Here is a 14,666-nt window from a genome sequence, read left to right on the forward strand (position 1 = left end):
GTGTCACTGCGTGCCGTCCGGGAATACGACTTTGCGCAGAGCTTCGTCGAAGCTCAGTCTCGGCCGCCAGCCGAGCAGATCGAGCGTCCGCTTCGGGTCGCCAAGCTGGCTGGGACGATCCACTCGACGCTGACGCGCGGGATCGACTTCAACGTCAACCTCCATGTCCAGAATTTTGCCCAGTTGCACCACCAGCTCTTCTACAGAATGCTCGACCCCGGAACACAGGTTCAAGGTGTCGAATGCCACGTCCGTCCGCGTATCGTGCAGCATGGCGATGAGGCCGCGAGCGATATCGTCCGCATGCAGATAATCACGTCTGGGCGTGAGGTTGCCCAGCCGCACACGGCCGTCGGTAGCACTGCGCAGCTGTTTCAAAATGTCGGGAATCAGGTGCCCGTTAGGGTCGTCATGGCCGATGGCGTTGAATATCCTCGCTGCGCGGCCGATGTGCTGGCCCCTCGCTGTCCAGAATTGCAATTGCCGTTCGTTGTTGTACTTGCTCAGCGCATAGTTATCGCACGGTGCCAGAGGACTGGTCAGTTCGGCGAGTGCCGCTTCCTGCCAGGCATACACCGCGCCGCTGGATGCGATCACTATTCGCGAGACATCAGCGTGTTCCGCCGCCGCAAGCAGTCGTTCGGTGCCGACCACATTGACGTCCAGACAATGTGCCCGTCGTTGCTCGCACGTGGGAATGTGGTGCACAGCAGCCAGGTGAATGATGGCGCTCGGGCGAAAGTCACTGAGTAGCGAGGTGAGCGTCGCGCTGTCGCACACATCACCCCGGACCGCGAGATTAGCTTCTTCTGGCATCGGCAAACCGCTGGACAGATTGTCCAGCACGGCAACGTCGCCGCCAGCCTCACGCCATTGCCGAGTCACCCGGCGACCCAGCATTCCAGCTCCGCCGGTCACGAGCAGGCGCATCATAACGGCACCTCGACAATAAGCCAGCGGCGCAGAGGGCGTGGCAACCAGCCTAGAACTTCGGCTTCGCGGCTCAGCCATGTATGAACCGCCAGCAACGTGGACAGACCGGCAAAAACAACACCGAAAACAAGCAGCCCAATCATGAACGGACGGCGGGCGAGGATCGGCTTGCTGGAAAGTGCCGAACGAGTCTTGATGCCGATGGCTTGTTGGCGAGCATCGGCCAGCGCCAGCTTCAGATCCATGTCCTGGACGACTTCCTGAGCGCCTGACGAAAGCTGTGGGTGGTCAGCGAGAAGCCTGGCGCGATTCTCGCGCAATTTGCCAATGATGGCGTCACCGGAACTCGCATTGCGGATCGCCTGGTCCATGCCAGTCAGCAATTGCGCGGTCCAGTCAAGTTTCTCCAGCTCGTGGCGGGTTTTGCGGGACCGTGCCTGTAGCTCTGAAACAGTGGTTTCCAACGCGACAATCTGCGCAAGCGGTGCCAGGTATTTACCGCCGCCATCACTCACCGAAACGACCGTGGTGTTCTCCATCTGGCGCAGTTCGGGGTAGCGCTCCAGCAGCTGACGCATATCCTCGATGCGCTGGCGCTCCTGTCCGATCTGGAAGTCCGTCTGTAACAGTTCAAGGTTCAGTAGCGGTTTGCGTGCCAGGGCCTGCTGACCGTCACGTGTCAGGCTGATCAGGCTGTTGGCCAGTAACGCCTGGCGAACATGACGGGTCAATAACTCGAATGTCTGGAACGCCTGATTTTCATCTTTTACACGCAGCCTCAGGTCCAATCCCAGACTGCGGGTTTTCTGAACTTCGGCGACAGGCACGTCACGTATATCGTCTTTGTTGAGTGCAGAGCGATAACGAACCGTGTTGGTCCAGAAGACGGGGGTCAGCGCAAGGCGCTTGAGTTGGATGGGGGCGGTCTGGCCGTCCAGGTCGCCGAATGTATGGGCTACCCAACGCTGATCCCAGAGAAAGGACTGACTTTGACGCCACTCTTCGAGTGAGGCATCGGGGACTTCCAGCATCGCCGATACGTCGTACAGCGGTCGCCCGGAAATCCACCAGGCGCAACTGATGGCCAGAACCAGTGAGGGAATAACCAGTAACCGGCCATAACGTTGATAAAAGCGCAGGACGCCTATGATCAATTCGCCGAGAGAAATCTCATCATCACGAAGCCGCTGTGGGCGTCCTGCCGCTGTTGAATCCATGAATACAACCTGAAAGGGAAACTAAAGACCTCCCGCAGTCCGACCGCCAGGCGCTCGCACATCCATGCTTCGAGGTAGCGAGAATTTGCCATAGATAACAACTGCATGCAATTAGCCCGTACGTCGCTGCCACACATGGTTCCACTCAGGGGGTGCGGACGCGCTCGGTTTCGCAACACCACCAACGGGCCAGTAACAGGGCTCCCAGCAAGGCTTCTGTCGCCGTGGTGGCCCAAGCCGCGCCGAGTGCGCCGTGTTGAGGGATCAAGGTCGCATTCATCGCAATATTGAACACCGCTGCGGCGGCGGCCGCCAAGGCGTAGTAGCGTTCCTGATGCCTGGCTATCGCCCACTGGGTCAGCACCCCATTGGGCAAGGCGAAAATCAGCGCGCAGAATAACCAGCCGATCAGGTGGCCTTGGGTGAACTCTGTGCCAAACAAATACGCGGCCACAGGCGTGCCGACCAGCCATCCAGCCGCCGACAGCATGATGCCTGCACCCAAAGCCAGACCCATGGCACGGATTTCAGGGCGCAAGTCCGGTGACAGTCGCATGCGCCGAAACAGAAGCAGCGTCAGAGGTGCGGCGAGCAGCAGGATTCCGTCATAAAGCCGGTAAGCGGCCGCATAGCGGCCCACTTCGGCGGCGTCGCTGAGGCTATAGAGCAGAATGATATCCGCGCGATTGTAAATCAGCGTCGCCAGGTCCACCGCCGCAAAGCTGAGGCTCGCTCTGTAAAGCCTCACGGCGGGTAAAGCTGCGCGTATTGACCCTTTTGGCCCCATCAGGTGTATGGCCAGCAGCAGCCCAACCGCCCAGGCAACGAAGACAATGTCGGGATCCGGATCGAAGAGCAGCAATGCCGCGACGATCACTGAGGCACTGATAAGTCTGCCTGCCAATTGCCACTTTGCCTCAAGCTGGAACTCCCCAGCCCCCTTCAGCCATGCGGAATACCATTGGGCAAGGGTGATCGCGGCAAAACACAGCACAACACCTGGCCCGCTCCAGTGCCCACTGACGACCCCAGCAAGAGCCCCCAGCGGCAGGCCGATGAGCAGCAGGTGGCCAAGCATGGAAGGAGCATCGTTCTCAAGCTTGAACTGCGACCCTCCTGTTGGGGCAGTACGCTCGCGCAGGAGCAAGGTACGGAAACCTGCGTCCAGGAAAATGCCCATGACCGCGCCGATACCGAGCCAGAAGGCGTAGCTACCAAATGATGTCGGCCCCATGAATCGCGCGATCAGTACGGACAGCCCGAGGGATATCATCGCGCAGAGGATCGACGCACTCCATTGCGGCCAGAGGTCGTGCCTGCGCGCAAGTCGTAACCATTTATGCAGCATGCACCGATCCTGGTTGTGCCTGAGAAATAGGGCGACATTCAGGTCGCGGCCAAACTAGCGCTTGCATGGAGTGAGCGCGCAGGGCAGATTTCCGTTCTTTGTTCGTGAAAGTACTGTGATGGCTGCCCCTAAGCGTTTCTCCCTGATTACCGATCTGTTGAGACTCAATCAACAATTGGTAAAGCTTTCCTGCCCGGGTTGTGCAAGCGATGATCCGCAGTTGATCTGGCGTCGTGACCGCTATTTTCTCGAAGTGAATTTGTCGGCCTGCCGTGCCTGTGGTCTGGTGTATCTGGCTCGCGGATTGCGTGGCGAAGCTCAGGACACGTTTTACCGGCAAATTTATCACCGCCTGATGGTGCAACCGCCGCCGCCCGACCTGCTGTGGAACTATCGCTTGATCGCCGGCTACCGGTACAGCGAGATTACCTCGGTCATTGGGCGCTTCGATTCGGTGCTGGATATTGGTGCCGGTCTCGGATTTTTTCTCGATGCCTGCCGAGCTCATGGCTGTTCGCACTATGTGGGCCTGGAGCCGGGCGGCGCGCAGCGCGAACATGCGGTCCAGACCTTGGGTCTGGGTGACAAGGTACTGGCTCAAGGCTTGAGTGCCGAAACGTCGCTGCCGTTCATGCCAAAACTGATCACCTTGTTTCATGTGTTGGAGCATCTGGAAGAGCCGGGCAAGGCACTTCAAGAAATCGCTGCACGAATCGATCCCCAAGGATGGCTGGTTATCGAGGTGCCCGATATCCGTGCCAAATGGTCCGCGTTGGGGTTGTGGCAAATCCATATCTCTCATCGCAGCTATTTCTGTCAGGAGACCCTTGAAGCGTTGCTGCGTAATAACGGCTTCAAGGTGCAACACAGCGCTTCTGAGGCATATGGAATTTATGAGGGCAACTTGAGAGTCTATGCGCAACTGGGTAACAACGATGCGGCCGCCGAGCCTTTCAGACCGCAGCGACTGGCTGAAACCATCGGACATATTCTCAAGCAGATTCGCCCCTTGAGTCTTCGCAATGGCTATCCACGTGCGGCTCTGCGTCTTGGCAAGTTGTCGTTGAAAGGTCGTTGAGCACAGGCCAATGCTTTGTGGCGTCACTGTCTTTTTGTGGCATCCCCCGGGTTTCATGCCTTGGTTCGCTACGCAAAAGGGCCATAGGGGTCGCAAATAAAATCCTGAGGTCCAGGAACAGCGATTGCCGGCCAATGTATTCAAGGTCGGCGTTGATACGCAGCGCCATGTCCTCGCTGGCACGGGTTTCACCTCGCATGCCACGGACCTGGGCCAGCCCGGTGAGTCCGGGCTTAGCTGCACGCCGCAAAGCATAATCAGCAACTTTCGCCCCGTACTGCAGGTCATGAGCGACGGCATGAGGGCGTGGGCCAACCATGGACATGTCACCGTTGATTACGTTAAGCAGTTGCGGCAGCTCGTCTATGCCCCATAAACGCATCCAATGACCCAGCGGTGTGATTCGCGGGTCGCAGTTGCGCGCCTGCGGAGCCAGAGGGTCACTGCCGGCCGTGACCAGCATGCTGCGGAATTTGAGAATGGTGATGCATCGGCCGTCCAGACCCAAGCGTTGCTGACGAAACAACGCTGGCCCGCCATCCTGAAACCTGATCAATAAAACGATCAATAGCATCGGCACGGCGCACAGAGTTAACAGCACCGCCGCGCAGAACATATCGAACAGTCGCTTGCCCACAGTCACCAACGCAGAGGGTTGGGGTACCGCTTGCCTGTTCAGGCCAGCATCGCGCAGGCGAAGCGGTTGACGTTTGATTGCCTCGAGCAATCCCTCAATTTCAGTATCAGTGAGGCGTAGATCAAAGATCACGACGTCGTCGACATCCGATTTAGCCTGCGCCTCATTGAGCCAGGCAATGGCATCCGGTCGCGGCAGACACTTGGCCGCATAGCCTGACGAACATGGAAAATCAGCCGTTTGCCATTCATCGCCAGCTAACAAGGCTCTGGGTCGGCGCGGGCGCCAGGTTGCTATCCGGTTATTGAACGTAGTCAGCAGAAGCAGGCCGCTGGCCGCCAGGGCAAACCATGTCGCAGGCCACTGCCAGGACGTCGTCAGACCGAACACGGCTGCCGGGCAAAACACCAGTCCAAGGCTTATCAAGAGTTGGCCAGTATCAGTCCCGATGCGCTCGGCAAGTCGATCTTGGGGACGCAGCATTGTGCGGTCCAGCCACACGAAAATCAGCATCGTCAGGATTGACCAGAAAACCGAGACCCATTCCCATAGTTCTACTGAAAGGGCGACATTAGCCAGCCAGCCCGTCGCAGCAATACTCAGGCCGCGTGCAAGGTACCGAGAAGTCGGAATAGGGTGATTCAGGTTAGGCAATTTAGCGTCCTGCTATTAAAATCCCGGCCATGGGCGACTCTGTCCATGGCCATGAAATCCCTGGGTGCTGGCCTGCTGCAAAACGTTGCGGGTATCCCTTCAGCGCGACCGCATCACAAGCCGGTAAAGGCGAACGGCAGGATAAAGAAAGGCCAGCAGCCGTGGCAGTATTACCCAATTGCTGTCTTTTCCGGTAGGGCTCAGCCATCCGGCAAGTGCATTCCAACGTCCTTTAGGGGTGTCTTGCAGTGCAACATCCAGCATGACCCTCTTGAGGGGGCCCAGACGTGCAGCGACTTCATTGTCAGAGAGTGAGTTGCAGATCGCTACTGTTGCCAGATCAACCATGGCCTTGCTAGCCCGGCAAGGACGTCGCATTTGCTGCAGCGGGCTCGCCACCTGCGTGCCGAAAAATCGCTCCAGCAGCGTCAGGCATGCGTCCAGCATGGCGCGAGTACCACTCAACTTAATCTGTCGCGCAGCCTCTGCGGCGTCGAAGTCGGGTCGCTGAAGCAGCGCGTGGATATCTATCAGCCAAATCAGGCGACGAAAGCAATGTTGATTGGCGTGGGCAATCAGATAAGCAAGGGCATGCATCGGCTTCAGGCTGGCAACTGGCGTGCCCTGCAAGTCGATATCGCAGGCCATCGCGTCGGTGTGCTGGAGCAAGTGTCGCTGGCGCAGCAGCCGTCGGTGCAATTCCACTCGGGGCCTGGTGCGATGCAGCAGAACCAGCTCATGGGTGCCCGCGGGGAGGGGAAGGTGCTGATCGGGTGCGAGTGTGTAGCCAAGGTCGTGCAACACCTCAAGAGCCTGCGGCCACTTGAGCTCATCGAGCATCAGGTCAAGATCCACTCCACCGCGCGCGCCGAGTGATCCATGGGCCTGCAGGGCCAGAACCGGACCCTTGAGCGCCAACGGCTTCAAATCACGAGCAGCAAACGCCGCTACCAGCGTTTTGAGAGTGCCCCCCAGTTGCAGAGAGCGCAATGCGATGCGTCGCTGCTCGTTGTTCAGTGCGATGGAGTTCGGGAGGTCAAGCGCGTCAATGCGTGTGCTGACTAACAGGCCGGCAATGCCATGATGACGGACAAAGGCTGAGGCTGAGGCTGAGGCTGAAGGCGGGGTGTTCGGCATGTCGGATGGACCGAAGCCCATCAGCCATAACGTGAACTGCAAAAGGTCATCGCCTGACTTCGGCTGCGCAACGGCAGCGTCACCGGCGTCGCTGGCCGCAGGATGGGAATGACGAATTAACATGGCGAGCCTGGCATCCATTCCCAGTGAGTGACACTCAATTGAATAGTAAAGTTGGCAAGTCAATCAAGCATCTGTAGCGTTAGGCTATCAAAAACAGTGATGTTGACCAATGACCCCCTCTTTTTGGATGAAGAATTCGTTTGCGCAACACGCCATCGAGTGGCGCAAGCGTTTTGGCAAGGAAGCGACTGATGTGCGTCACGAACTGTTTTTTCTCACGGCTGGCAGAACGCGATTTTCGGCAGGATTGCGGGGTGTTGGGGCATTACTGCGCGATATTCGACTGTTGCTGCGTAAAAGCCAGAGCCTTACAGAGACTCCACAGCCACAGGCAATTCTGCTCTCGACTCTAGAGGGTGCCAGCGGCTGGGGGACTCTGGAACGTAGCCTTTCTGCAGTGGCAGCGGCGGGGTATCGGCCCGTGGTTCTGGCCCACCCACGCCTTTCGTCCGATCTGTTCCCATCCAGCCTCGGTATCGTGCGTCCGGCACGAGTAGACGCCGCGACGCTGCTGGCAACCTTGCGGGTGTTTGTCGTCAACCTGGTTCGGTCCCGTCCGCTGGTGCTGGCAAGTTGTGTGGCCCGGCGTCGTTTGTGGCAGGGCAGCCTGAGAAGAACCTTGACTGGCAGCCGTGGCGTACTTCTGTTGCACAATGACTTTGACATGATGAGCCGCTCTGCGATCGGCCTCGGCCTGCCTGCTGTCTGTTTGCAGCACGGCGTGCCAACTGACGAATTCTTTCCCACCAACGCCGATTGGTACCTCACATGGGGGGGCAGCAGTCGACGCGCATTCGATGCCGCCGATAGCCGCTCCAGCCAGCTTATCGATGATGCGCTTGGGCGAGAGACAAAAGCGTCACACCCGCTGATAGCACCGGACGGGCTCTGTCTACTCTCCCAGACCCATGCCCAGGTATTGGGGGAGGGCATTGAGGCGGCGTTGCATGATTTTGCCGATGCATTATTGAAAATCGCACCGCAAGCGAGGATCCTTTTACACCCGCAGGAAGGCCAGTCTTATACAGGCAGCGCAGCAATGGCGACCCGCAGGCCTCCACACCCGGAGTTAACGCCTGGAGCCCGTGGCTCGTGCCTGATGATGGGGTATTGCTCCACCGCCATGCTTGAAGCTGCTTTCGCGGGTCATTGGGTGGTGGCCCTGCAACTCAGGCTTGACGGTAATCTGCCCGCCCGCAGCCTATTGGCGGCACCTTTGCGTGCAGAAACGGCGGGGCAGGCTGTCGCCCTTTATCATCGTTTGATCGGGGACGCCGACTTTCGTCGTGAAGCGGCCGAGGCGCAGCGCCAGTGGTTGAAGGACAGTTTTTGCAGCCAGCCAGGAGGGCTTCAGCAATTGCTACAGAACATTGATGTGCCGTCGCGTGCGGAGTGCCGACAGTGACGATACACGTCTTGCAGGTCAGCAAGGAATTTCAGCCCTTGTCCAGCGGGGTGGCGCGTCATATCCAGGGGCTTGCCCAGGCACTGAGTGGCAACCACGAGATTGCGCTGAATATCCTGGCACCCACCGTCGAGGCAGCCAGTGCCCCCTGTCCTGTCAAGCAAGGCGGTTATCGCCACCTGTGGGCGCTCATCGGCGCCAGTGACGTTGTGCATGTCCATGGTGCGCGCACGCCATTTGCTGCCGTGGCGGGAATACTCGCCCGGCTGCGTGGCGTCCCATTGGTGTATACACCGCATTGTTACTACGACTCCGGCGCGCCGTGGCGTCGGTTACTCAAGACCTTGTGGGACAAAACCATTGAGCGTGCACTGGTGGCCAGCGCTGGCGCTGTGGTGTTGCTGCATCAGGGCTGGGTTGCCGATCTGGCGCGACGTGGGTTGTATCCGGCCAGCGTGATGATTATCCCCAACTGCATTGATGACCAGCGGCGATCAGCTCCGTGGACGGTAGAGCGTATTCCAGGAGCGCCAGCCCTGTTGTCAGTGGGTCGACTCGATCCGGTCAAGCGTATTGATGACGTCATTGCGGCTTTGGCGACTTCATCTCTGGCGCATGCAGTGCTGCACATCATTGGCCGGGGCGAGGATCGCTCACGACTTGAAGCCATTGCTCTGCAGTCAGGGCTTGCCGATCGCGTGCGTTTCCACGGTTGGCAGGACGACGACGCTACACAACGAATGATGGCCGGTTGCGATGCGATGGTGCTGGCTTCCGAGCGCGAAGGCATGCCGACGGTGGTGCTCGAAGCCCTGTTGGCCGGTGTGCCCATCGCTTGCTCGGACATAGACGGCTGCCGGTCTATCACTGACGCGGTAGGCTGGGAGCATCTATTTGCGGTTGCAGACATTCCCGCGCTGTCTGAGTGTGTTGCCCGCACCGCTCTAGGCGCGGTTCCGGACGCGGTCATCGAAGCGGTCAAGGAGGGTTTCACCTGGCAGCGTAAGGCCCCCCAACTGGCTGCCGTTTATGTTGATCTTGCAACAGCGCGCCGCCCCTCGCAGTCTCTGATGAAGCGCCTGGCAAGGCATCTGAGCAACTATGACAATCCTCACTCGCTGGGTTCGCGCCTGCGTGCCAAACGCATCGGCCCGTTGCTGGCGCTGATCGATCAGGCTTATCTGCGCCATGGACATGTCAATCTGATCGATGTGGGTGGGACAGTGCGTTACTGGAACATCGTTCCGTCTGAGTATCTGGATGCCCGTCGCGTCTCGATCACACTGGTTAACCTTGGCACCGTGCGCCAGGTGGCCAGTCATCCGCGCTTCACCCTGGTACAAGGCGATGGATGCGACTTGAGTGCCTACGAAGACGGGGCGTTCCATGTGGCGCATTCCAACTCTGTCATCGAGCATGTCGGGGGCGCGCTTCGAGCGACAAAATTCGCTCATGAGATGAAGCGGGTTGCGGAGCACTATTTCATCCAGACCCCGGATTTCTGGTGCCCATTTGAACCCCATTGCATGACCCCGCTGTTTCACTGGTCACCGTACTGGCTGCGCACCTGGCTGGTGCAACGCGTGGCGTTGGGTCACTGGCCCCGTGCTCGCAATGGCGCAGAAGCACGCGCGCTGGTAGACAGCGCTCAGCTGTTAACCCGCCGCCAATTTCAGGCGATGCTGCCTGAGGCGCGGATCATCCGGGAGCGTGTTATCGGGCTACCCAAATCATTGATTGCCGTGAACTCATGAGCGTCAGCCAACCTTTTTCATTACTGCGCATTCCGTCCCGCGCCCTGAGCTTTGTCAGAGGTTGCGGCGCCACCAGGGCCAGCATCACGTCGATGCTTTCGATACTGGCAGGAAAGGCCGGCCTTGATGCGATATCTGCACTGTTGCTGGCAGCCGTTCTCACCGTGATTCTGCCCGTGAACAGAGCCGCAGGTGGCTGGTACGCGCAGATTGAAGCCTTTGTTGAAGGCCCTTTCACTGGTGTGGTATCGCCATTGCTCGTGCTGGTGGCTCTTCTGGTGCTATGCAAGGGGCTGCTGATTCCTTTACTGCTCGGGTTACGTGGCCGCCTGATGGATCAGTGGACGTTACTGGTGTCCATGCAAGTGCTGACACAAGAGTTACTGCCGCAGGCTCGTTATCGGCCGCAGGCTCACGCACAAGGCAGCAACGTGGCTGTCAACTTTGTAGTACCCCGAATAGTTGCAGGAGTGATTCTGCCGAGCCTGGATGTGCTGACAGAAATTGCCCTGGTCAGCCTTCTGCTGTGCGCTCTGCTGGTGATTGAACCATTCGCTTCTTCGGTGCTGATTCTGGCATTGCTGGGCATCGCGTATCTGGGCAATTTGCTGTCGCGCAAGCTGGTAGATAGGCAACAGGATCAGAAATTCAAACTCAATACGTTAATGCAACGGTGGGTGACTGATTCGGTTGGATGCGTTCGCGAGATCAGGCTTTACCGGCGCATGCCTGCGGTGCTTGACCGTTATCGCTCTCTGGCGAGGCGTTTTGCCCGCGACAGCGCACGAGAGCGGACGTTTATGGATGTTCAGGCACCGGTCATGGAACTGACTTTCCTGCTGATCCTTGGCGCGTCGGTGCTGGTGATCACCGAACGATCCTGGCAAGCAGACTTCCATTTGCTTGCGCTTTTTTCTGCTGTGGGAATGCGTTTGATTTTAGGCTTGCGACGCATTCTGACCAGTTTGCAAGTCATCAGGTTTTCCCGTCCTGCGCTGGAGCACATGACCGCCGATAGGCCGGTAAACGTTGAAAAAGTGATTCGCGCTTCGAGCCAAAGAGAGTGTGAAACGGAAGAATTATTGGTCTGTGAATCGCTGTACTACGCCCATCCGGGTGCGGATCAGGACATCATTCGCCGCCTGAATCTGTGCCTGCGCAAGGGCGAGTGGGTCGGGCTGGTGGGCCAGTCCGGGGTTGGCAAATCGACGCTGGTTGACCTGCTCATCGGAGAGCTGGAACCACGCGAGGGGCATATCCATTGGCGGTCGGTTGGCGGGAGGCGCTCGGGTATCGGCTATGCAGGGGCCGTCACGACACTGATCCCCGGGACGCTGCGGGACAACGTTGCCTTCCTGGGGCAAGCGTGTACTGACTCGAAGGTCATGGAGGCCCTAGGTTTCGCGCAAATAGCATTGCTGGTAGAGCGCCTTCCGGAAGGCCTGGACACCGCCGTCGAATTTTTCGAGCAAAATATTTCCAGCGGTGAGCGTCAGCGCATCGGGCTGGCCCGCGCCTTGCTTCATGCAACCTCGTTGCTGATTCTCGATGAGGCAACCGCTTCTCTGGATCAGTCAACTGAACGTGATTTTCTGGAACAGGTGCGCGCCGCGCGGCCTGATCTGGCGGTTCTGCTGATCACTCACCGACTGAGTGCCCTGCATTACACCGAGCGCAACTTGCTGATGACTAACGGTACATTGGACGTATTTACGCCTGATCGACAGAGCGATCAGGTCGCAGGATTTACAGGGTAGTTGAACACATGCATATAGCATTCGTTTTGGGGACGCGCCCCGAAATCATCAAGCTTTCGTCACTGATCATCGCCTGCATCCGTGAAGGCGTGAGATATACCTTGATCCATACCAATCAGCATTACGCGGCGGTGATGGATCGTTTGTTTTTCGAAGAGCTTGGTCTGCCGCTCGCGCATTTCAACCTGGGTGTGGGGTCCGACCATGCCGGCTCGCAACTGGCAAGGATGATCATGGGGGTCGAGCCCGTATTGCGAGAGGTGAAGCCCGATTACGTCATCGTCCAGGGCGATACCAATAGCGCGCTTGCTGGCGGGCTGGCGGCCAGCAAGGCCGGCATCCCGGTGGGTCACGTAGAGGCAGGGTTACGCAGTTTCGACAAAACCATGCCAGAGGAGACTAACCGGGTCTTGCTGGATCATCTGTCCAGTTTCTGGTTTTGCCCTTCGTCGCTGCAGGTCGGGCTTTTGGCGGAGGAGGGGATCGAAAGTGCCAACGTGGTCGTTACCGGCAACACCGGTATTGATGCAACGCTGCAACACGCGCAGTCGGCGGCCCGGCACTCGGTCATCCGTGAGCGCCTTGGGCTGGAGGCCGACAATTATTTGTTGTTGACGTGTCATCGCCCTTCAAACACCGACCATTCAGAGCGTTTCTCGCAGATTATGCTGGGCGTACAGCACCTGGCTGAAATTCAGCAACGCAAAGTGGTGTTTCCGGTGCATCCGAGGCTTGGCCAGCATCACCATGACGTGCTGCGAGCCCAGACGCATATTCATACCATTGAACCGGTTGGATATCTGGACATGCTGGCGTTGCTGCAAGGTGCCGCTCTGGTGCTGACTGACAGTGGCGGGCTGCAGGAAGAGGCCTGTGTTCTGCAGCGACGATGCTTGATACTCAGGTCCAATACCGAGCGCCCTGAAAGCCTGGAAACCGGCGGAGCCCGGCTCGCTGGCTCTCTGACGTCGACCAGTCTGGTTGAGGAAGCGCAGGCGCTAGGCCGTAACCACGTTAGCTGGAAAAACCCGTTCGGTGATGGTCATGCGCATCGGCGCATTCTTGACACTCTCAAATCCGGGCTAAACCCGGGCTTGGCATCCGCCACCCGCTATATGGCAGGCAGCGACCTTGATCGCACAGCCTGACCGCGATCATGGCTGGTTTTTGAGAATGACTGTGATGCTACCGACACACGCAGGTACCAGCCCATGAGGCTATTACTCAACATCGAATCGCTCATCCCGCCGCTGACCGGCATCGGCAACTATACGTTTAACCTGATTGAGCAATTACAGGCAGAGGACATCGAGAAAATCGACTGTTTCATAGGCGCTCGGCACTATTCGGCTGAGCGTGCCCTGACCGATTGCATCCATGCCAGCAGCGTGTATGCGCAACGCAGCGGTTCAACGGCTTTTTCGCTGTTACATGATTTGCTGCGCCGTTCGACTCTTGCTTATCGCACCCGCGAACTGGTGCGTAATACCCAATTGCGGGTCGGTGCGCACAGGTTTCGCCAGCACGTCTATCACGAGCCCAATTTCATGCTCAAGGCCTATGCAGGGAAGAGCGTGGCGACTATTCATGACCTGTCATTCATCTACTATCCTCAGCTCCACCCACCCAAACGTGTCGAGTGGCTCAGCGCACAATTGCCCCGAACCCTTGAGCGTGCCGACTTCCTTATCACTGACTCGGACATCATCCGTGACGAGCTGATCAGTGATTTTGGCGTAGGGGCGGATCGCGTAAAAACCGTATACCTGGGCGCAGCAGAGGTATACCGGCCGCACACTGGCGAGCAAACCCGGTCAACGCTTGAGCGATACAAACTCACACAGGGTCGTTACGTGCTATTTGTTGGCACTATCGAGCCGCGCAAAGGGGTAGGTACGCTGTTGGAAGCCTGGTCCCGATTGCCCTTGGCCGTGCAGCAGGATTTCCCGCTGGTGCTCGCTGGCGCGAATGGATGGCGTAACCAGCCCCTGAATGATCGCATCAAGGCTATGGCCGCCAGCCACGGGGTGCGTCAGTTGTCCTTCGTGCCTCGCCATGACTTGCCGGCGCTGTACGCCGGGGCTGCAGTGTTTGCCTATCCTTCGCTGTACGAAGGTTTCGGTTTGCCCGTGCTGGAGGCGATGCAAAGTGGTGTGGCATCCATCTGCACCGCAGGAACGTCAATGGCCGAATTCACACAGGGCTGCGCTGTATTGGTGGAGCGTGGCAACCATGAACAGCTCGCTGCCCATCTGAACGATCTGCTGGGCAATGAAACCCTGCGCAATGCAGTGGCCCAGGCCGGACTTGCGCGTGCGCAAGCATTTTCCTGGCAGCGGTGTGCCAGGGAGACACTGGATATTTATCGGGCTGTGGGTTAACGGGCGTGTATCAATGATTGCGTTCGGGGGGATATATGAAAAGCTTGAGAAATGGTTTCAGCTGTAAGGTTAGGCTGGCTGAGGTTGGCAAGAATGAATTCCTTGACCCTCATTAGGGAATCTCCGAACAAGTCCCAAGATGTGATGAAATACGCCTGACCACCTGATCCGAGCCGCCCCTTGGGACTTGTTCGGAGATTCCCTAGACGCCCAGCGGCAGTGGCGACAACGTGGGCGGCAAA

The 14,666-nt window shown here is 58.3% G+C and carries 11 protein-coding genes; 6 read left to right on the plus strand and 5 right to left on the minus strand.

Annotation, left to right across the window (positions count from 1 at the left end):
- Positions 1-3 precede the first annotated feature (3 nt).
- The 3 genes from BUB69_RS02695 to BUB69_RS02710 form a co-directional block, all read right to left on the minus strand.
- Positions 4-933: an NAD-dependent epimerase/dehydratase family protein gene (locus BUB69_RS02695; RefSeq protein ID WP_073162161.1), complete on the minus strand. Its 930-nt coding sequence runs from the start codon at positions 931-933 to the stop codon at positions 4-6.
- The gene (locus tag BUB69_RS02700; RefSeq protein ID WP_141121807.1) at positions 930-2,150 is read right to left on the minus strand and encodes a hypothetical protein; all 1,221 of its coding nucleotides are present in this window, start codon (positions 2,148-2,150) and stop codon (positions 930-932) included. The genes BUB69_RS02695 and BUB69_RS02700 overlap by 4 nt, the downstream gene beginning before the upstream one ends.
- Before the next feature lie 145 nt (positions 2,151-2,295).
- Positions 2,296-3,498: a lipopolysaccharide biosynthesis protein gene (locus BUB69_RS02710; RefSeq protein WP_073162164.1), complete on the minus strand. Its 1,203-nt coding sequence runs from the start codon at positions 3,496-3,498 to the stop codon at positions 2,296-2,298.
- 118 nt (positions 3,499-3,616) lie between these two features.
- Between BUB69_RS02710 and BUB69_RS02715 the strand changes: the two genes are divergently transcribed.
- The gene (locus BUB69_RS02715) at positions 3,617-4,576 is read left to right on the plus strand and encodes a class I SAM-dependent methyltransferase (protein WP_073162165.1); all 960 of its coding nucleotides are present in this window, start codon (positions 3,617-3,619) and stop codon (positions 4,574-4,576) included.
- On the opposite strand, the gene BUB69_RS29050 is transcribed toward BUB69_RS02715, so the two are convergent.
- Positions 4,491-5,867, minus strand: a complete 1,377-nt coding sequence (locus BUB69_RS29050; RefSeq protein ID WP_073162166.1) for a sugar transferase — start codon at positions 5,865-5,867, stop codon at positions 4,491-4,493. The two genes, BUB69_RS02715 and BUB69_RS29050, sit on opposite strands and share 86 nt — an antisense overlap.
- A 99-nt stretch (positions 5,868-5,966) precedes the next feature.
- Positions 5,967-7,145, minus strand: a complete 1,179-nt coding sequence (locus BUB69_RS02725) for a nucleotidyltransferase family protein (RefSeq protein ID WP_073162167.1) — start codon at positions 7,143-7,145, stop codon at positions 5,967-5,969.
- A 175-nt stretch (positions 7,146-7,320) separates the two neighbouring features.
- Here BUB69_RS02725 and BUB69_RS02730 point away from each other — a divergent pair, with 175 nt between their 5' ends.
- From BUB69_RS02730 to BUB69_RS02760, 5 genes are all read left to right on the plus strand, one after another.
- Positions 7,321-8,532: a hypothetical protein gene (locus tag BUB69_RS02730; RefSeq protein ID WP_175561631.1), complete on the plus strand. Its 1,212-nt coding sequence runs from the start codon at positions 7,321-7,323 to the stop codon at positions 8,530-8,532.
- A complete protein-coding gene (locus BUB69_RS28150; RefSeq protein WP_175561632.1) occupies positions 8,529-10,286 on the plus strand; it encodes a glycosyltransferase in 1,758 nt (585 codons plus the stop codon). Before BUB69_RS02730 ends, BUB69_RS28150 begins: the two co-directional genes overlap by 4 nt.
- Complete coding sequence (locus tag BUB69_RS02750; RefSeq protein WP_073162169.1) at positions 10,283-12,043, plus strand: ATP-binding cassette domain-containing protein; 1,761 nt, start codon at positions 10,283-10,285, stop codon at positions 12,041-12,043. Before BUB69_RS28150 ends, BUB69_RS02750 begins: the two co-directional genes overlap by 4 nt.
- An 8-nt stretch (positions 12,044-12,051) precedes the next feature.
- Positions 12,052-13,191: a non-hydrolyzing UDP-N-acetylglucosamine 2-epimerase gene (gene wecB, locus BUB69_RS02755; RefSeq protein WP_073162170.1), complete on the plus strand. Its 1,140-nt coding sequence runs from the start codon at positions 12,052-12,054 to the stop codon at positions 13,189-13,191.
- 63 nt (positions 13,192-13,254) lie between these two features.
- Complete coding sequence (locus tag BUB69_RS02760) at positions 13,255-14,424, plus strand: glycosyltransferase family 4 protein (protein ID WP_073162171.1); 1,170 nt, start codon at positions 13,255-13,257, stop codon at positions 14,422-14,424.
- Positions 14,425-14,666: the final 242 nt, after the last annotated feature.

Origin of the sequence: Pseudomonas asturiensis (assembly GCF_900143095.1) — a bacterium.
GTDB lineage: Bacteria > Pseudomonadota > Gammaproteobacteria > Pseudomonadales > Pseudomonadaceae > Aquipseudomonas > Aquipseudomonas asturiensis.